This window comes from Mangrovibrevibacter kandeliae, assembly GCF_024519155.1.
In the GTDB taxonomy this organism is placed as follows: Bacteria; Pseudomonadota; Alphaproteobacteria; order Rhizobiales; family Rhizobiaceae; genus Mangrovibrevibacter; species Mangrovibrevibacter kandeliae.
In genome coordinates, this window is sequence record NZ_JANIFJ010000006.1 from 101,986 (window position 1) to 120,690 (window position 18,705).

Sequence of the window (18,705 nt, forward strand, 5' to 3'; positions counted from 1 at the left end):
TATTGGAAAGCAGACGTCGGACATGAAGGACTTCCCGAGCAAATACGATCAGGCCGCCGTCGAGACCGGCTGGCGCAAGGCCTGGGCGTCGGACGACGCCTTCCGCTGGGACGCGAGCCTGCCGGCCGAGCTCGACTACGTCATCGATACCCCGCCGCCGACCGTCTCCGGCACGCTGCATGTCGGCCATGTCTACTCCTACACGCAAGCCGACATCATGGCGCGCTTCATGCGCATGAGCGGGCGCAACGTGCTCTATCCGATCGGCTGGGACGACAATGGCCTGCCGACCGAGCGCCTGGTCGAGAAGGTCAAGAAGGTGCGCGGCGGCACGATGAGCCGCGAAGAGTTCGTCGCGCTCTGCCGCGAGGTGATCCCGCAATACGAGGACCAGTTCCGCGACCTGTTCGGGCGCCTTGCGCTCAGCGTCGACTGGAGCCGCGAGTACCAGACGATCTCCGACGAGAGCCGGACGATCTCGCAGATGTCCTTCCTCGACCTCTACAAGAAGGGCCTCCTGGAGCGGCGCCTCGAGCCGACGCTGTGGGATCCGGCCGACCGCACCGCGATCGCCCAGGCCGAGGTCGACGAGATCGAGCGCGAGGGCACGCTGAACGAGGTCGCCTTCGCGATCGAGGGCGGCGGCGAGGCGATCATCGCGACGACCCGGCCGGAGCTGATCGGCGGCTGCGGCGCGCTGATGATCCACCCGGACCACCCGCGCGCCGGCGAGCTCGTCGGCAAGCGCGCGATCAGCCCGCTCTACGGCGTGCCGGTGCCGATCATCGCCGACGCGAAGGTCGACCCGGAGAAGGGCACCGGCATCGTCATGTGCTGCACCTTCGGCGACGTGACCGACATCCACTGGTGGCGCACCCACGGGCTGCCGCTGCGCCTCGTCATCGACCAGGCCGGCAAGATGAAGGAGTCACTGCCGCTCGGCAGCGCCGAGTGGCCGAGCGTCGATGCCGAGGCCGCTCACGCCGTGGTCGAGGCGCTGCAGGGCCTGAAGGTGGAGAAGGCGCGCGAGGCGGTGCTCGCGATGCTCGCCGAGCGCGGCGTCCTGCGCGAGCGGCACAAGACCAGGCAGGTCGTCCCGGTGGCGGAGCGCTCCGGCGCGCCGCTGGAGATCATCGTCACGCCGCAGTGGTTCATCCGCACCCTCGACTTCAAGGACCAGCTGATCGAGAAGGGCCGCGAGCTCGTCTGGCGACCGGACTACATGCGCCAGCGCTACGAGTCCTGGGTCGAGGGCCTCAAGTGGGACTGGTCGATCTCGCGCCAGCGCCACTTCGGCGTGCCGCTGCCGGTCTGGTACTCCCGCCGGCCGGGCGAGGAGGGCACGATCATCGTCCCGACCGCCGCCGAGCTGCCCGTCGACCCGTCGCGCGACCTGCCGGCCGGCTACACGGCCGACGAGGTGATCCCGGAGATGGACGTGATGGACACTTGGGCGACCTCCTCGGTGACGCCCCAGTTCGTCTCGCGCACCATCAGCGACGAGTTCAGCCTCGACGAGGGGGCGCACAAGCGCCTGTTCCCGATGGCGATGCGTCCGCAGGCGCACGAGATCATCCGCACCTGGGCCTTCTACACCATCGTCAAGGCGCTGCATCACCAGGGCGAATTGCCCTGGAAGTCGATCTCGATCTCCGGCTGGTGCCTTGCCAGCGACGGCGCCAAGATGTCGAAGTCGAAGGGCAACGTGATCGACCCGATCAAGCTGCTCGACGAGTACGGCACCGACGCGGTGCGCTACTGGACCGGCACCTCGCGCCTCGGCAACGACACGGTGCTCGCGCCGAACACGCTGAAGCAGGGCAAGCGCCTCGTCACCAAGCTCTGGAACGCGGCGCGCCTCGCGCATCTGCCGCTCGCCGCGAACCCGATCACGCCCTCGACCGCCAGGGCCGACATCGAGGCCGGCGTCATCGCCCATCCGCTCGACCGCTGGCTGCTGGGCGAGCTCGCCGCCACCATCGAGGCGGCGACGGTGGCCTTCGAAGCCTACGAGTACGCGCAGGCGCTGCGCGAGATCGAGGGCTTCTTCTGGAAGACCTATTGCGACAACTACCTGGAGCTGGTGAAGCGGCGCACCCGCTTCGAGGGCGCGCCGGACGCCGAGCAGGTGTCGGCGCTCCATACGCTTCACCACGCGACGACGACGCTGATCCGGCTGTTCTCGCCCTTCCTGCCTTACGTCTGCGAGACGCTCGCCGACCTCTTCCGCGGCGAAGGCGACGGCTTCGCCACCGTCCACGCGCGGGGCAACTGGCCGCTGGCCGCCGACTATCCGGAAGCCGGGCTCGACGGCGAGACCGGCGCGCTGGTGCTGGAGATCGTCGGCGGCGTGCGCAAGGCGAAGTCCGACCTCGGCGTGTCGCTGGTCGCGCCGGTCGAGCGGCTGGTGGTCTCGCCGGCGGGGGAGGGCACCTCGCTGGGCGCGCTGCGCGACGCGGTCGAGGCGGCCCGCGCCGACATCGAGGAGCTCGCCAAGGCGCCGGGTGTCACCGTCGAGGAGAGCGCCCCGGCGGACCTTGCGAGCGCGCTCTCGCCCGACGAGCGCGTGCGCGTCAGCCTGACGCTTGGGCCGGCGCCGGTCCAGGCCTAAGCGGGGAGGCGCGGCGGCGCCGCTTCCGCCGGAAAGGCGGCGAGGCGACGGGGGCCGCCGGCGAAGGCTGTGACGGTGCTCCTGCGGCGTGGGCGCCAGATCGAAGCGGAAATGCTTGCGCCGTGCCGAGGATCGCTCGGCGTTCGGCGATGGTGGCTCCATCGCACCGCGCCACCTGAGGCAGTCGTTCTAACGCCGGTGACGTCGTGTCGACACCGTGCCATGCACCGCACGCGTCGCTCGCTCGCCACCCGGGATCGTCCGCAGCCGGGCCGCCGCTGCCAACGCCGCACTCACCGGGCCGATATCTGCTGTGAGGAACGCCGGGGCGGTTCGGCGATCTCGGCGCAGAAGTCGATGAAGGTCGTGACCCTGGCGGGCGCGAGCCGGCGGGCGGGGCGCACGGCGAAGAGCGGGTAGGTCTCGCCGGGCCAATCCGGAAAGAGGTCCACCAACGCGCCGCTCGCCAGGTGCCGCTCGACGCCGAGCGCGAGGACCTGCGCGACGCCGGCGCCCGCAAGACACGCCGCGACCATCGTATCGACGTCACCCAGCGTGAGCGCGCCGGCGATCGGCACCGGGACAGTCTCCGTCGCACGACGGAACTCCCATTCGAACGGCCGCCCGGTGCGCGGGTCGACGAACTGCAGGCATTCATGCCCGGCAAGCTCCGCTGGCGCCTCCGGGCGGCCGCGGCGTGCGAGATAGGCGGGCGAGGCGACCGTGAGCACTCGGGTCTCCAGGAGGAGCCGAACCGACAGGCCGGGCTGGATCTGCGGCCCGAAGCGGATTGCAACGTCGACACCCTCCGCGACAAGATCGCCGACGTCCGGTTGCTGGACGAGCGTCAATCGGAGCGACGGATGGCGCGTGGCGAATTCGCCCAGCCGCCCCGCGAGGATATGTCGTGCGAAGATCGGATTGACGCTTGCGCGCAGGTGGCCGCGCACGTCCTGCGCTGCTTCCGACGCGGCGTCGGCCGCCGCCTCGAGCCCTGCAAGATGCGGCGCGGCGAGGTCGTAGAGCCGCGCGCCCTCGCTCGTCAGGCGCAGCGAGCGGGTCGTGCGGTCGAGCAGGCGGACGCCGACGCGGCTCTCCAGCCGAGCCACGGCACGGCTGACGCCGGACGCTGAAAGACCCAACGTCTCACCGGCCCGCGTGAAGCTGCCGCGCTCCACCGCAGCGGCAAGAACGGCGATGCCGGACAACACCCGACCATCGAAGGGCATGCGCTCACCTTTGCATTTTCGCACGAATGTTATGCCGGAGGGCGCACTAATGCAAAGGCGCGGCATGCGCCATCCTACGAAACAGACCGGTCGACAGAGCCGGCTGGAGCGTTCGAAGGGCGAGGTGACACATGTTTGTCGTGATGGGCATTACGGGAAAGGTCGGCGGCGCCGTGGCCGCGTGCTTGCTGGCGTCGGGGGAGCCGGTGCGGGCGCTGGTGCGCGCTGCTGACAGGGGCAGAGCGTGGCAGGCACGGGGGTGCGAGGTCGCAGTGGTGCCCGATGCGGCTGACGATCGGGCGCTGACGGACGCCTTCGAGGGAGCGGCCGGCGTCTTCGTGATGAACCCGCCGAACTACGATTCCGCGCCGGACTTCGCGGACACGCGCCTGCGGGCGGCGGCGGCCGCGCGGGCACTTCATCGGACACGCCCTGGGCGGGTGGTGCTCCTATCGACCGTCGGCGCCCAGGCCTCCGAGTTCAATCTTCTGAATTGGGCAAGCTTCTTCGAGACGGCGCTCGCCGGAACGGGCGTCCCCTTCGCCAGCCTCCGCGCCGCATGGTTCATGGAGAACGTGGCCTGGGACATCGCCGCGGCGCGCGAAGGCCGGATCGAGAGCTACCTGCAACCGCTTGACCGCCCGATCGACATGGTCAGCGCCCGCGACATCGGCCGCACCGCGGCCGAACTCCTGCGCGAGACGTGGGACGGCCCTCGCACCATCGAGCTGGCAGGCCCGCGCCGCTACAGCCCGAACGACGTCGCCCAAGGTCTTGCCACCGTGCTCGGGCATCCGGTCGAGGCCGTCGCGGTGCCGCGCGAGACGTGGGAGCCCCGCTTCCGCGCCGAGGGCATGCGGCACCCGGAAGCGCGCATCCGGATGCTGGACGGCTTCAACGAAGGCTGGATCGGCTTTGCACGGGACGGCACCGAGTCGCGCACCGGCACGACGGACCTCGTGGCCGTCTTGCGCGAACTTGCGGCGAAGGGTTGAGCGAGAACAGGGAGGCTAGGATGGCGCGCATCTTCATCACCGGATCGTCGGAAGGTCTCGGCCTTATGGCGGGCCAACTGCTGGCGAGCCAAGGGCACGCGGTGGTCCTGCACGCCCGCAACGCCGGCCGGGCCGCTGACGCCCGACGGGCGTTGCCTGAGGCGCAGGCGATCGTCGAAGGCGATGTCGTCACCCTCGCCGGCGCCCGGCAGGTCGCCGACGGGGCCAACAGCCTCGGGCGGTTCGACGCCGTGATCCACAACGTCGGCATCGGCTACCGCGAGCCGCGCCGGATCGAGACGGAGGACGGGCTGCCGCATGTCTTCGCGGTGAACGTGCTGGCTCCCTACGTCCTGACCGCCCTGATGGAGCGCCCGAAGCGGCTCGTCTATCTGTCCTCCGGCATGCACCGCCAGGCGAGCGCCAATCTCGACGACATGCTGTGGACGAAGCGCCGCTGGAACGGCTCGACCGCCTATGCCGAATCCAAGCTGTACGACGTCGCGCTCGCCTTGGCGGTGGCACGCCGCTGGCCGGACGTCCTGTCGAATGCGCTTGAGCCCGGTTGGGTGCCGACGCGGATGGGCGGACCCGGTGCACCCGACGACATGGAGAAGGCGCACCGGACGCAGGCCTGGCTGGCGGCAGGCGACGATCCGCAAGCGCGCGTAACGGGTGGCTATTTCCACCACATGCGCCACCGCTCGCCGAACCCCGAAGCCGGGAACGTCGCGGTTCAGGACCGCCTCCTCGACCTCTGCGCTGCATGCTCGGGGATCAGCATGCCGGGTTGAGCGCGCCACCGCTCGAACCGCCCACAGGCAAGCCTGTCGCGACCGACACGGTGCGCCTGCCGACGATCCCTCTCCTCCGCCTCCACCCGCCGTGGCCGGAAAAGCGGAGGGGAGCTCCACTCGCAAGGACGTGGTCGGCGACGTCGCTGCGGAGACGTCGAGCCCTCGTCCGGCCGGCATCAAGGAGATGAAGTCTGCGACTCCCGGACGCTCAGAGCTCCGGAAACTCCCGGGCCATATGGTCGATCAGCGCCCGGACCGCAGGCGGCAGGCCACGACGCGTGGTGAAGACCAGGTGGACGATGCCGTCCTTGCTGCGCCACTTCCGAAAGACCCGAACGAGCTTGCCCGACGCGAGATAGGCGGCGCAGGCGTGGTCGGGCAGGAAGGCGACGCCCAGTCCGTCCGCCGCAGCGTCGCACAGGACGGCATAGTCCGGGCAGGTCATGCGTGGCGCATGTCGCACGACATGCGACGCCCCGTCGTCGCTCTGAAGCATCCACGTGGCCTCTCCCGCGTCATCGCTCGTGCCGAGCGTCGGCAGAGCCGCGAGGTCTGCGACGTCGCCGTCGAAGTCGGCGGCCCTCTCGGGGCTTGCGACCAGGATCCAGCGCGAGCGCCCGAGCGAGCGCATGGTCAGGGAGGCGTCGCTCGTCAGCTCGTGGCGAACGCGCAGCGCAAGGTCGATCCGCTCGTCGATGAGGTCGACGGCGCGATCGGTGACGAGAAGCTGAAGCCGGACCTTGGGGAAGCGATCGAGGAACCCCCGCGCGATGACCGATACGAGCTTCACCAGGTTGCGCGGACAGCTCATCCGGATGAGCCCATGCGGCTCAGCCTGCGCCTCGGCGACCAGGGCCTCGGCCCGCTCGGCCTCGAGCATCATGGCGCGGCATCGTTCGTAGAAGCTCTGTCCGACCTCGGTGACGCGGAAGCGGCGGCTCGATCGTTCGATGAGCCGTACACCAAGCCGGGCCTCCAGCGCCGCGATCCGGCGGCTCAGCTTCGACTTCGGCTCCCGGAGCGCCCGGCCGGCCGCCGTGTATCCGCCATGCGCGACGACCTCCGCGAAGTAGACGTAGTCATTGAGATCCTGCCGCATCAGCGTTCCTCCAGCAGAACGCTACGTGCCATGTTTGACAGCTTTGCGCATCATCGTTCCAGGCGCATCTCGTCCGCAGCGGCGAATGGATCGCCGAGCGAAGGAGAGCGACGATGACGAACCGATTTCAGAACAAGGTCGTTGTGGTGACGGGGGCAACGAGCGGCATCGGTCTCGCGGCAGCCACGTTGTTTTCGCAGGAGGGGGCGTCCGTGTTCATCACCGGCCGCCGCCAAGAGATGCTTGACGCGGCGGTGAAGACGATCGGCGGCCGAGTGACGGGCGTGCGCGGCGACATGGCGAACCTCGCCGATATCGACCGTCTTTATGATGCCGTCCAGCAGCAGCATGGCCAGATCGACGTCGTCTTCGCCAATGCGGGCGGCGGCGAATTCGCGCCATTCGGTGCGATCACGGAGGAGCACTTCGATACGACCTTCGACACCAACGTGAAGGGCACCCTCTTCACCGTCCAGAAGGCGCTGCCGCTCCTGAAGGATGGCGGCGCGGTGGTGCTGACGGGGTCGACCGCCGGCAGCGAGGGAACGCCGGCCTTCAGCGTCTACTCCGCCAGCAAGGCAGCGGTGCGCAACTTCGCCCGCAACTGGATCCTCGACCTGAAGGACCGTCGTATCCGGGTGAACGTCGTCAGTCCCGGCGCGACCCGCACGCCGGGCCTCGTCGGCCTGGCGGGAGACGAGGCCGAGAAGCAGCAGGCTCTTCTCGACGTCCTGAGCACGCGCATCCCCCTCGGCCGGGTCGGCGAGGCGCGGGAGATCGCCAACGCGATCCTCTTCCTTGCTTCGGAGGAGGCAAGCTTCGTCAACGGCGTCGAGTTCTTCGTCGATGGCGGTCAGGCGCAGACCTGACCGAGCGGCAACGCAGGATTTTGCCCCGGAAGCGACGGCGGCGCCCTCGTCGCGTCCGCGCGACCGACGTCCTCGCCTCTGGCAACGAGCCACGATCGGCTCGGCGAGGATGGTGGGAGCAACGCGTACAGCTGCGCTCATCACCTCTCCTCGCGATCTCGCGACCGGTCCTGCGCGACACAGCCCATTGCGGCGGATCTCCGGCGCGCTGATAGTAAGCCCAACCGCGGCACAGAGGATGCGATCGAACCGGCCATGCTGACCTTGTCCGTCTTTCTCGAGGGCGTTCTGGCCGGCGTATTCCTGTGTTCCGCCATGGTGGAACAGGCCGAGCGCGCGCTCCCGGCACCGGAGTGGATCGCCTACAAGCAGGCCAAGGAGCGGCTGTTCGGACCGGTCATGCCGGCGTTCTTCGGCGTGACGCTGGTGGTCGCGATCATCGCGGGTCTCGTGCCGCATGTGCGGATGGGGCAGGGCGCTTCCGTGCTTCTGCTCGCCATTGCCCTGGCGATCACCGTCGTGGTCCACCTGCCGCTCAACAAGGAGTTCCAGACGTGGTCCGCCCGGTCGTTTCCGGCGCATTGGAGCGACCGGCGGAGCCGCTGGCGCAACTGGAACTGGCTCCGCTGCGTCTGTGCCGTCGGCGCGTTCGCGGTGTCGCTGAGCCTGATCGGCTGAGCCTGCCGTCGCGCGGCAGGCAGACAACCGTCCGAACCAACGGGCCTCCGGGCGCGTCTGCGACGCTTCAGGTGCATCGAAGCGGCGCTCGAAGTCTTCAACCCCCGCGTTGATTGTCCGGTCAATCAGCGTTAGGCTCGGTGTGCCTTTCCCCTCCCTGTCGCGGCCTCTCCGTCAGCGGTCGCGCGTCTTCGCGAGCCCGCATGCGCCGCCCCAACATCCTGATCCTGATGGTCGACCAGCTGAACGGGACCTTCTTCCCCGACGGCCCGGCGCCCTTCCTGCAGACGCCGCATCTGGATGCGCTCGCCGCGCGCTCGGTGCGCTTCGTCAACAGCTATACGGCAAGCCCGCTCTGCGCCCCGGCGCGCGCCTCCTTCATGTCCGGCCAGATGCCCTCGCGCACCGGCGTCTACGACAACGCGGCCGAGTTCGTCTCGGCGATCCCGACCTATGCGCATCACCTGCGCCGCGCCGGCTATCATACGGCGCTGTCGGGCAAGATGCACTTCGTCGGGCCGGACCAGCTGCACGGCTTCGAGGAGCGGCTGACGACCGACATCTACCCCGCCGATTTCGGCTGGACGCCGGACTATCGCCGGCCGGGCGAGCGGATCGACTGGTGGTATCACAATCTCGGCTCGGTCACGAATGCCGGTGTCGCCGAGATCACCAACCAGATGGAGTATGACGACGAGGTCGCCTACCACGCCGAGCGCAAGCTCTACGACCTGTCGCGCGGGCTCGACGACCGGCCCTGGTGCCTGACCGTCAGCTTCACCCATCCGCACGATCCCTATGTGGCGCGCCGCCGCTTCTGGGATCTCTACGAGGGCTGCGAGGCGCTGCACCCGTCAGTGCCGCCGATCCCCTTCGCCGAACAGGACGCGCATTCCAAGCGCCTGATGCTCGCCTGCGACTACGAGACGTTCGACGTCACGGCCCGCGACGTCGAGCGGTCGCGCCGCGCCTACTTCGCCAACATCACCTATATCGACGAGAAGATCGGCGCGCTCCTCGACCTCCTGAAGCGCTGCCGGATGGAGGAGGACACCGCGATCCTCTTCGTCTCCGACCATGGCGACATGCTCGGCGAGCGCGGCATGTGGTTCAAGATGAGCTTCTTCGAGGGCTCCGCCCGCGTGCCGCTGATGCTCGCTGCGCCGGGCCTCGCGCCGAAGAGCGTCACCGCGCCGGTCTCCACCGTCGACGTCACGCCGACGCTCGCCGATCTCGCCGGCATCGACCTCTCCGAGATCCAGCCCTGGACCGACGGGCTGTCGCTGCTGCCGGTGATCGAGCGGGGCGAGCGCGCGGCGCCGGTGCGGATCGAATACGCGGCCGAGGGCTCGGCGGCGCCGATGGTGTCGCTGCGCGACGGGCGCTTCAAGTACAATCACTGCGAGCTCGACCCGCCGCAGCTGTTCGATGTCGAGGCCGATCCGCAGGAGCTCACCAACCTCGCGGACGATCCGGCACATGCCGCGACGCTCGGCCGGCTCCAGGCGCTGGTGCGGCAGACCTGGGACCTCGAGGCCTTCGACCGGGCGGTGCGGGCGAGCCAGGCGATGCGCCACGTCACCTACGCGGCGCTGCGCAACGGCGCCTATTATCCCTGGGACCACCAGCCGCTGCAGAAGGCCTCCGAGCGCTACATGCGCAACCACATGGACCTGAACGTCCTGGAGGACTCGCAGCGCTTTCCGCGCGGCGAGTGAGCCCCGTCCGCCTCGGCCGTGGGGCGGCTCAGTCCGCGCGCGCCGGCCAGCCGCCGGCGGCGAGCGCGGCGGTTACCGCCGCGGTGTGCTCGCCGAGCTTCGGCGCGGGATGGGCGAGCGCCAGGCTCGCGTCGGAGAAGCTCATCGGGCTGCGCAGGCCCGGCACGCCCTGCGGCTCGATCCGCATCCGGCGGTGGCGCACCTGCGGGTCGTCGAAGACATCGGCGACGGTGTTGATCGGCCCGGCCGGCACGCTCGCCGCTTCCAGCGCGGCGAGAAGCTCGTCCTGGGTCCAGGGCCGGATCGCCGCCTCCAGCCGCTGGACGAGCTCCGCGCGGTGCGCGACGCGCCCCTCATTGGTCTGGTAGCGCGGGTCGCGGTCGAGGTCCGAGGCCGCCAGCACCCGGCAGAGCCGGGTGAACTGGCCGTCATTGCCGCAGGCGACGATCAGGTGGCCGTCGGCGACCGCGAAGGTCTGGTAGGGCACGATGTTGGGATGGGCGTTGCCGAGCCGGGTCGGCGCGACGCCGGAGGCGAAGTAGTTCAGCGCCTGATTGGCGAGGACACCGGTCATCGCGTCGAGAAGGGCCATGTCGATGTGCTGGCCCTTGCCGGTCACGCTGCGCTGGGCGAGCGCCGCCTGGATCGCGACGACGCCGTAGAGGCCGGTGAAGATGTCGGCGAAGGCGACGCCGATCTTCTGCGGCTCGCCGCCGGCCTCGCCGGTGAGATCCATGACGCCGGCCATGCCCTGGATCATGAAGTCGTAGCCGGCGCGGTGGGCATAGGGGCCGCTCTGGCCGAAGCCGGTGACCGAGCAGTAGACGAGCCGCGGATTGATCGCCCGCAGGCTCTGCGCGTCGAGCCCGTAGCGCTCGAGCCCGCGCAGCTTGAAGTTCTCGACGAGGACGTCGGCCTCGGCGGCGAGCGTCCGGATCAGCCGCTGGCCCTCCTCGGTGCCGAAGTCGGCGACGACCGAGCGCTTGCCGCGATTGCAGGAATGGAAATAGGCGGCCGAGCGGTCATCGCCGCGCTCAATGAAGGGCGGGCCCCAGTGGCGCGTGTCGTCGCCGCGCGGGGACTCGATCTTGATGACGTCGGCGCCGAGATCGGCCAGCGTCTGGCCGATCCAGGGGCCGGCCAGCACCCGCGCCAGCTCCAGAACCTTCAGGCCTTCGAGGGGTGCGGGCATGGTACTTCCAAGCTTCAGCGAAACGCACGCGACGGCAGCTTTTAAAGCCTTTCGTCACCGCTTGGAAACGGGATCCTCGCTGGACCTCGGCGCGACCTGAGCATCAATCCCAGGCGCCGGCAGCCGTCCCGCTCTTCCATGAGTTGTTCTGCCTATTCCGAAGCAATCTTTAGGAGTATTTCTCGGCTCACCACCTAAAGCGAGAATCACTGCGAAGCGGCGCGTCGTAACGGCTGACATAGAAACCCTGCTGACCTTAGCAAAAAACTTCGGGTCGATCTCCTCTTCGTCGTCCTTAATAGCAGAAAGATTTAACGCATCTGAGGGCAATGTATGAGGCGAAGATCGGTCCGGAAGATCGATCGTGAGGACTCAGGTGTCGTGCTAAAGAATATTTCAATTGGCAAGAAGATTGCTGGTATTGCCATCGTGATTAGCATGATCGGGCTGGCGTTCTCGGGTTATTCCGCGCGCCAGCTCTCGTCGATCGACACGGAGTACTCGCACCTTCTGGACGTCCGCGGCGAAGGACTATTGTCGCTGGCGCGGGCCAGCCGCTCGGTCTCGGGTATCGCCTATGACAGCTACAAGGCGATGGCCTATGACGGCGCTTCGAGCCAGGCCAAGGCGGCGGCCGCCGATCGCGACAAGCAGGCCGACGCCGTGCGCGAGCGCCTCGGAATCGCGATGAAGGCGTTTCCGGAGCAGAGCGAGGCGATCACCGCATTGTCCGCCCTGACCGATCGGATCGATCAGCAGACCAAAAGTGCCGTGGCTCAGGGCCTGGCCGACCGGGAGGACGAGGCCCGTCAGCTCCTCGCGACAACCGATCAGGGCATCGACGCCTTCATCGCCTCGACGAAGAAGCTCACCGACCAGCTCCTGGCCGACAACCGCGCCCGTTCCGACGATCTCAGCACCACCATCTGGAACATGATCCTGCTGACGCTCGGCGGTTCGCTGCTCGCCGGCATCTTCGGCATTGTCGGAGCGCTCGTGATTTCGTCGCGAGGTATCACAGGTCCTCTCGACCAGCTGCGGCGTCAGATGGAGCAGCTTGCCGCCAACCGCCTCGACACGGTCGTCACCGGTGCCGAACGGAGCGATGAGGTCGGCGCGATGGCAAAGACCGTCGAGACCTTCAAGCAGGCGGCGATCAAGCAGACCCAGCTGGAAGCCGAGGCGAAGGCGGCGCGCGAGGCGCAGGCGGCCGAGCGGGAGCGCCAGCAGGCGGGCGACCGGCGCAAGGCCGAGGAGCTGAAGGGTTTCGTCGCCGATATCGGTGAGGGCTTTGCGAGCCTTGCCGAGGGTGACCTGACGGTGCGGATGGAGCGGCCGGTGGCGGCCGAGTTCGAGCCGATCCGGGCGCAGTTCAACCAGTCGACGGCGGCGCTGGAGGAGACCCTCGGCGGGGTAATGACGGGCGTGTCGTCGATCCGCACCGGCCTCGACGAGATCAACACCGCCTCCAACGACCTTGCCCAGCGCACCGAGCAGCAGGCCGCGAGCCTGGAACAGACGGTGGCTGCGCTCAGCGAGGTGACGCGCGGCGTCAACCAGACGGCGGAGGGCGCGGCACGGGCCCAAACCTCGGCCCAGACCGCGCAGAAGAACGCCGAGAAGGGCGGCGCGATCGTCGGCCGGGCGGTGGAAGCGATGCAGGCGATCGAGCAGAGCTCGGAGCAGATCGGCAAGATCATCGGCGTCATCGACGAGATCGCCTTCCAGACCAACCTCCTCGCCCTGAACGCCGGCGTCGAGGCGGCGCGTGCCGGCGAGGCGGGCAAGGGCTTTGCGGTGGTGGCGCAGGAGGTGCGGGGTCTGGCGCAACGCTCGGCGGAGGCGGCCAAGGAGATCAAGGACCTGATCTCGACCTCGTCGAGCCAGGTGGAGGAGGGCGTCGAGCTGGTCTCTGCCTCGGGCAAGAGCCTGGAAGAGATCGTGGCGCAGGTGGCGGCGATGTCGTCGGAGGTGTCGGAGATCGCCCGCAGCGCGCGTGAGCAGGCGATCAGCCTGAAGGAGGTCTCGACTGCGGCCGACCAGATGGACAAGGTGACCCAGCAGAACGCGGCGATGGTCGAGGAGGCGACGGCGGCGGCGCAGACGCTGGCGAACGAGACCGACGAGCTGGCGCGGCTGATCGCCCGCTTCAAGACGGCGGCGTCGAGCGGCCACCAGCAGCAGGCGCGTCGTGCCGCAAGCCGGTCGACGGCCGCTTCGCCAGCCCGTCCGGCCGCCCCGGCCGCAGCGCCGCGCCCGGTGGCGCAGCTGAGGACGGTCGGCTCCGGCGGTGCCGCCCGCAAGCCGGCGGAGGACGCCGACAGCTGGGCGGAATTTTAACACCTCTGCGAGCAAATAGGCCGATGGTGAGGACGGCGCGCCGCGCTGCACAGAATCCCGACACTGGCGACGCGGCAGTGAGCCGGCCGGGACTTTCGTGAGGACATGACGATGAGCAACGAAGAGAAGAGCGGGGCCAAGGTTCACGAGCTGATCGCCTTCAAGATCGGCGAGCAGGACTTCTGCATCGACATCAAGTCGGTGCGCGAGATCCGCAGCTTCACGGCGGCGACGCCTCTTCCGCACGCCCCGGCCTTCGTCACCGGCGTCATCAACCTGCGCGGCACGGTGCTGCCGATCGTCGATCTCGCCGACCGTCTCGGCTTCCAGCCGACCCAGCCGCATGCCCGCTCGGCGATCATCGTCGTCAAGGTGCAGGAGCAGCTGATCGGTCTCCTCGTCGACGGCGTGTCGAGCATCCTGACGGTGTCCGACGACCTCCTGCAGCCGACGCCGGACGTCGCCTCCGAACTGTCGCGCAGCTTCGTCAACGCCGTGATGGCGGTCGAGGGCCAGATGGTCTCGCTGCTGACCGCCGAGGCGATCCTGCCGGAAAAGATCGACCTCGCCGCCTGACGCCTTTCCTTTGCGGATGATCTGCCGCGCCGCGGCTTGGGCGAAATGTCCAAGCCGCGGCGTGTTTCTTTGTGCGCCCCCAGCCGGTAGAACAATCGCGTGACAAGACGCGCCGCGGCAAGCATGCCTGATCCTTCGTCTGTCTGACGATCGGTCGCAGCGCCGCGCGGTTGCTGGGAGACGTCGAGATGTTCGAAGGCTTCGATCCCGTTCTTCTGGCGCGGCTGCAGTTCGCCTTCACCGTTTCCTTCCACATCATCTTCCCGGCCTTCACCATCGGCCTCGCCTCATATCTGGCCGTGCTGGAGGCGATGTGGCTGATCACCGGCCGGCAGGTGTTCATGGCGACCTTCCGGTTCTGGGTCGCGATCTTCGCCCTCGTCTTCGGCATGGGCGTCGTGTCGGGCCTGACGATGAGCTACGAGTTCGGCACCAACTGGTCCGTCTTCGCCGACAAGGCCGGGCCGGTGGTCGGTCCGCTGATGGGCTACGAGGTGCTCTCGGCCTTCTTCCTGGAGGCCGGCTTCCTCGGCATCATGCTGTTCGGGCTGAACCGCGTGGGCAGGGGCCTGCACATGGCGGCCACCGCGATGGTGGCCGTCGGCACGCTGTTCTCGGCCTTCTGGATCCTGTCGGTGAACTCCTGGATGCAGACCCCGGCGGGCTACGCCGTCAACGACCAGGGCCAGTTCGTGCCGGCCGACTGGTGGGCGGTGATCTTCAACCCGTCCTTCCCCTACCGCCTCGTCCACATGGTGCTGGCCGCCTACCTGACGACGGCCTTCGTCGTCGGCGCGGTCGGCGCCTTCCACGTCCTGCGCGACCGGCAGAACGCCAGCGCCCGGCTGATGTTCTCGATGGCGTTGTGGATGGGGGCCCTCGTCGCGCCGATCCAGATCGCCGCGGGCGACCTGCACGGGCTGAACACGCTGGAGCACCAGCCGGCCAAGATCGCGGCGCTCGAGGGTCACTTCGACAGCCCGCCGGCGGGCGAGGCGAGCCCGTTGATCCTCTTCGGCATCCCCGACATGGCGGCCGGCGCGATGCGCTACGCGCTGGAGATCCCCCATCTCGGCTCGCTGATCCTCACCCACACCTGGGACGGCCAGATCAAGGGGCTCGACCAGTTTCCGCGCGAGGACTGGCCGAACGTCGACATCGTCTTCTGGAGCTTCCGGATCATGGTGGCGCTCGGCTTTGCCATGTTCGGCGTCGGCCTCTGGTCGCTCTATCGCCGCTGGCGCGGCTCGATCTACCAGGATCGCTGGCTGCAGCGGGCGATGGTGGCGATGGGGCCGGCCGGTTTCGTCGCCGTCCTTGCCGGCTGGATCACCACCGAGGTCGGCCGCCAGCCCTACACCGTCTACGGCCTGTTGCGCACCGCCGAGAGCCACGCGCCGATCGCCGCCGAGGCGGTGGGCTGGTCGCTGACCGCCTATGTCGTCGTCTACTTCCTGCTGTTCGGCGCCGGCACCTTCTACATCCTGCGCCTGATGGGCCGCCCGCCGACGGGGCTCGAAGGGCCGGAGCGGGGCCAGCCGCAGCGCGCCGCCGGCATCACCCCGGCGCCGGCGATCGACAGCGACGCCACGACCCGGGGCGGTGGCCGGACCGGGCATCGGGCCCAGCCGGCGGAATAGGAGGCGATCATGGATCTCGCGCTGCTCTGGGCCTTCATCATCGCCTTCGCCGTCCTTGCCTATGTCATCCTCGACGGCTTCGACCTCGGGGTCGGCATCCTCTTCCCCTTCCTCGGTCGGCACGAACATCGCGACACGGCAATGAACACGGTCGCGCCGATCTGGGACGGCAACGAGACCTGGCTGGTGCTCGGCGGCGGCGGCCTCTTCGCGGTGTTTCCGCTCGCCTATGCGATCATCATGCCGGCGCTCTACGCGCCGATCATCGCGATGCTGCTCGCGCTCGTCTTCCGCGGCGTCGCCTTCGAGTTCCGCTTCAAGGCGACGCGCAGCCGCGTCCTGTGGGACGCCTCCTTCTTCGTCGGCTCGCTGATCGCTGCCTTCGCGCAGGGGCTGGCGCTCGGCACGCTGGTGCAGGGTATCCATGTCGAGGGCCGCGCCTATGCCGGCGGCTGGTGGGACTGGCTGACGCCGTTCTCGCTCCTGACCGGCCTTGCCGTGGTCGTCGGCTACACGCTGCTCGGCGCGACCTGGCTGGTGGTCAAGACCGAAGGCGACCTCAACCGGCTGGCCGCCCGCTACGCGAGCGTCACCGGCATCGGCACGCTGGCGCTGATCGGCGCGGTGTCGCTCTGGATGCCGTTCATCGAGCCGCAGTTCTACCTGCGCTGGTTCGGCTTCCCGCAGCTCCTCTACGTCGCGCCGGTGCCGATCCTCGTCGTCCTGGCAGCCGTCGTCCTGTTCCGCCAGCTCGCGGTGCACGATTCGACCTACCGGCCGTTCCTGGCGGCGCTGGCGCTCTTCGTCCTTTCCTTCGTCGGGCTCGGGATCAACTTCTACCCGAACATCATCCCGCCGAACGTGACGATCTGGGACGCCGCCGCGCCGGACAAGAGCCTGGAGTTCCTGCTGGTCGGCGCCTCGATCCTGATCCCGATCATCCTCGCCTATACCGGCTACGCCTACTGGGTCTTCCGGGGGAAGGTGCGCGAGGGCGAGGGGTACCACCATTGACCGACCGCCGCGGCGCCCCGGGCGCGACGACGCTGCTCTGGCTGAAGCGGCTCGCCTGGTTCGTCGGCCTCTGGTGCGCGAGCGTGCTGGCGCTCGGCGTCGTCGCCTGGGGGATCCGAAGCCTGATCCTGTAGGACAGCCCGCCGCCGAAGCCGTCGCGGCGGACAAGGCGGCCGCCCGGTTGTCCTCGAGACGCCCGAATCTGTGGACGGTCCGCCCGTCAAGGCCGAAGCCGCGCGCCGCACCTGATACGATGCCGCCTCCGGTTCCTGAGCATCGCGAACACCCATGACCATCGCCATCGACCTCGGCGTCTCCCAGTCCGGCGATCCAGCCGAGATGGACCTCGAGGAGCTTCTCTCGACGCGCCTCCTGGTGCAGGGCAATTCCGGCTCCGGCAAGTCGCACCTTCTGCGCCGCCTGCTCGAGCAGAGCGCGCCCTGGGTGCAGCAGGCGATCGTCGATCCCGAGGGCGACTTCGTCAGCTTCTCGGCCCGCTTCGGCCACGTCGTGGTCGACGCCAACCGCACGCCCGCCGAGCTGACCCGCATCGCCCAGCGCATCCGCCAGCACCGGGCCTCTGTCGTCCTCAACCTCGAGGGGCTCGACGCCGAGGTGCAGATGCAGTGCGCGGCGGCTTTCCTCAACGGCCTCTTCGAGGTCGATCACAGCCTCTGGTTCCCGATGCTGATCGCCGTCGACGAGGCTCAGCTCTTCGCCCCCGCCATCGCCGGCGAGGTGGGCGACGAGGCGCGCAAGGTCTCGCTCTCCGCGATGACCAACCTGATGTGCCGCGGCCGCAAGCGCGGCCTTGCCGGCATCGTCGCCACCCAGCGCCTCGCCAAGCTCGCCAAGAACGTCGCGGCCGAGGCCTCGAACTTCCTGATGGGCCGCACCTTCCTCGACATCGACATGGCGCGCGCCGCCGACCTCCTCGGCATGGACCGGCGCCAGGCCGAGCGCTTCCGCGATCTCGAGCCCGGGCACTTCGTCGCGCTCGGCCCCGCGCTGTCGCGCCGGCCGGTGCCGATCCGCATCGGCTCGGTGGAGACGGCCGGGCGCACCGGCCGACCGACGCTGATGCCGCTGCCGGAGGTCTCGCGCGAGGAACTCGTCGACCTGATCTTCACCGCCGGCGGCGACGAGCCGCCGCTGCCGCGCCCGGCACCGGTGCGCGCCGTCCCGACCGGCGAGCTCCTCGACCGCGTGGCCGCGCAGGCGCTCGACGCCGAGCCGGGCGACGCCGACGAGCGGTCGGCCGAGGAGCGACGGGCGCTGGTCGAGGACATCTTCGCCGAGATGCTGGCCGATCCCGAGGCGGCCTTCCGGCCGGTGCCGGTGCTCTACCAGGACTTCCTCGTGCACTGCCGGCTGAAGCGGCTGCGCGGCGCCGAGACCGACATGGCGGCCTTCCGCCGGCGCCTGTCGCTCGCCCGGGCCGGCGTGTCGGAGGCGGGGGAGGACGAGGACTGGCAGGCGGTGCTCGCCCGCGCCGAGGACCTGCCGGAGGAGATGCAGGGCGTCTACCTCATGCTCGCCCGGGCCGCGCGTGACGGCGAGGCGTGCCCGGACGATGCGGCGCTCGCCAAGGCCTATGGCAGTCATTCGCCCTCGCGGGGGCGCTTCCTGCTCGGCTTCATGGCCGAGCGCGGCTTCATCACCGCCGAGACCGACTTCCGCGGCAACCGGGTCGTGACGATCTGCGGCACGCCCTGGCGCTGCAGCCAGGCCGGCGAGCCGGTGAAGCTCGACGAGGCGCGCCTGCGTCGTCAGGCGCGGCTGGCGGGAGGGCCGGCCAACGCGGTGTGACGCGGAGCACGGGAGCGTCAGCCGCCTGACGCGTCATTCGGATGTTTTCAGATGTGACGGCCGGGGTCGGCATGTGGCGCGCGCCGCGATGGCGAAGGGCGCGCATCCCCTTACCCTCATCCTGAGGTGCGAGTGCCG

Annotated in this window: 15 protein-coding genes; 12 read left to right on the plus strand and 3 right to left on the minus strand. The window is 69.2% G+C overall.

Features of this window, described 5'->3' with window-relative positions; translation table 11 throughout:
* Positions 1-22: 22 nt before the first annotated feature.
* Positions 23-2,611 carry a valine--tRNA ligase gene (locus NPA30_RS15770; protein ID WP_256803726.1) on the plus strand — a complete coding sequence of 863 codons (2,589 nt, stop codon included), beginning with the start codon at positions 23-25 and terminating at the stop codon, positions 2,609-2,611.
* 293 nt (positions 2,612-2,904) lie between these two features.
* Here the strand turns inward: NPA30_RS15770 and NPA30_RS15775 are convergent, their stop codons facing one another.
* A complete protein-coding gene (locus NPA30_RS15775) occupies positions 2,905-3,840 on the minus strand; it encodes a LysR family transcriptional regulator (RefSeq protein ID WP_256803727.1) in 936 nt (311 codons plus the stop codon).
* Positions 3,841-3,983: 143 nt separating this feature from the next.
* On the opposite strand from NPA30_RS15775, the gene NPA30_RS15780 reads away from it, so the two are divergent.
* Both NPA30_RS15780 and NPA30_RS15785 read left to right on the plus strand, forming a co-directional pair.
* The gene (locus tag NPA30_RS15780) at positions 3,984-4,835 is read left to right on the plus strand and encodes an NmrA family NAD(P)-binding protein (protein WP_256803855.1); all 852 of its coding nucleotides are present in this window, start codon (positions 3,984-3,986) and stop codon (positions 4,833-4,835) included.
* A gap of 20 nt (positions 4,836-4,855) precedes the next feature.
* Complete coding sequence (locus NPA30_RS15785) at positions 4,856-5,629, plus strand: SDR family NAD(P)-dependent oxidoreductase (protein ID WP_256803728.1); 774 nt, start codon at positions 4,856-4,858, stop codon at positions 5,627-5,629.
* A 211-nt stretch (positions 5,630-5,840) separates the two neighbouring features.
* On the opposite strand, the gene NPA30_RS15790 is transcribed toward NPA30_RS15785, so the two are convergent.
* A complete protein-coding gene (locus NPA30_RS15790; RefSeq protein WP_256803729.1) occupies positions 5,841-6,731 on the minus strand; it encodes a LysR substrate-binding domain-containing protein in 891 nt (296 codons plus the stop codon).
* A 113-nt stretch (positions 6,732-6,844) separates the two neighbouring features.
* On the opposite strand from NPA30_RS15790, the gene NPA30_RS15795 reads away from it, so the two are divergent.
* The 3 genes from NPA30_RS15795 to betC all read left to right on the plus strand — a co-directional run bounded on the left by NPA30_RS15795 (position 6,845) and on the right by betC (position 9,996).
* Positions 6,845-7,600 (plus strand): SDR family NAD(P)-dependent oxidoreductase, encoded by a 756-nt coding sequence (locus tag NPA30_RS15795; protein WP_256803730.1) that lies wholly within the window; start codon positions 6,845-6,847, stop codon positions 7,598-7,600.
* A 255-nt stretch (positions 7,601-7,855) separates the two neighbouring features.
* On the plus strand, positions 7,856-8,278 hold the full coding sequence (locus NPA30_RS15800; protein ID WP_256803731.1) for an anthrone oxygenase family protein: 423 nt from the start codon (positions 7,856-7,858) through the stop codon (positions 8,276-8,278).
* A 203-nt stretch (positions 8,279-8,481) separates the two neighbouring features.
* Positions 8,482-9,996: a choline-sulfatase gene (gene betC, locus NPA30_RS15805; protein ID WP_256803732.1), complete on the plus strand. Its 1,515-nt coding sequence runs from the start codon at positions 8,482-8,484 to the stop codon at positions 9,994-9,996.
* A gap of 28 nt (positions 9,997-10,024) precedes the next feature.
* Here the strand turns inward: betC and NPA30_RS15810 are convergent, their stop codons facing one another.
* Positions 10,025-11,188: a CaiB/BaiF CoA transferase family protein gene (locus NPA30_RS15810; RefSeq protein ID WP_256803733.1), complete on the minus strand. Its 1,164-nt coding sequence runs from the start codon at positions 11,186-11,188 to the stop codon at positions 10,025-10,027.
* A 438-nt stretch (positions 11,189-11,626) separates the two neighbouring features.
* Between NPA30_RS15810 and NPA30_RS15815 the strand changes: the two genes are divergently transcribed.
* From NPA30_RS15815 to NPA30_RS15840, 6 genes are all read left to right on the plus strand, one after another.
* Complete coding sequence (locus tag NPA30_RS15815) at positions 11,627-13,528, plus strand: methyl-accepting chemotaxis protein (protein ID WP_256803734.1); 1,902 nt, start codon at positions 11,627-11,629, stop codon at positions 13,526-13,528.
* A 111-nt stretch (positions 13,529-13,639) separates the two neighbouring features.
* On the plus strand, positions 13,640-14,104 hold the full coding sequence (locus NPA30_RS15820) for a chemotaxis protein CheW (RefSeq protein ID WP_256803735.1): 465 nt from the start codon (positions 13,640-13,642) through the stop codon (positions 14,102-14,104).
* A gap of 188 nt (positions 14,105-14,292) precedes the next feature.
* Positions 14,293-15,744 carry a cytochrome ubiquinol oxidase subunit I gene (locus NPA30_RS15825; protein WP_256803736.1) on the plus strand — a complete coding sequence of 484 codons (1,452 nt, stop codon included), beginning with the start codon at positions 14,293-14,295 and terminating at the stop codon, positions 15,742-15,744.
* Between the two features lie 9 nt (positions 15,745-15,753).
* Positions 15,754-16,758, plus strand: coding sequence for a cytochrome d ubiquinol oxidase subunit II (gene cydB, locus NPA30_RS15830; protein ID WP_256803737.1), 1,005 nt, complete (start codon positions 15,754-15,756; stop codon positions 16,756-16,758).
* Positions 16,755-16,892 carry a DUF2474 domain-containing protein gene (locus NPA30_RS15835; protein WP_256803738.1) on the plus strand — a complete coding sequence of 46 codons (138 nt, stop codon included), beginning with the start codon at positions 16,755-16,757 and terminating at the stop codon, positions 16,890-16,892. The genes cydB and NPA30_RS15835 overlap by 4 nt, the downstream gene beginning before the upstream one ends.
* Before the next feature lie 154 nt (positions 16,893-17,046).
* Positions 17,047-18,567 (plus strand): ATP-binding protein, encoded by a 1,521-nt coding sequence (locus NPA30_RS15840; protein WP_256803739.1) that lies wholly within the window; start codon positions 17,047-17,049, stop codon positions 18,565-18,567.
* The last annotated feature ends 138 nt before the right edge of the window (positions 18,568-18,705 follow it).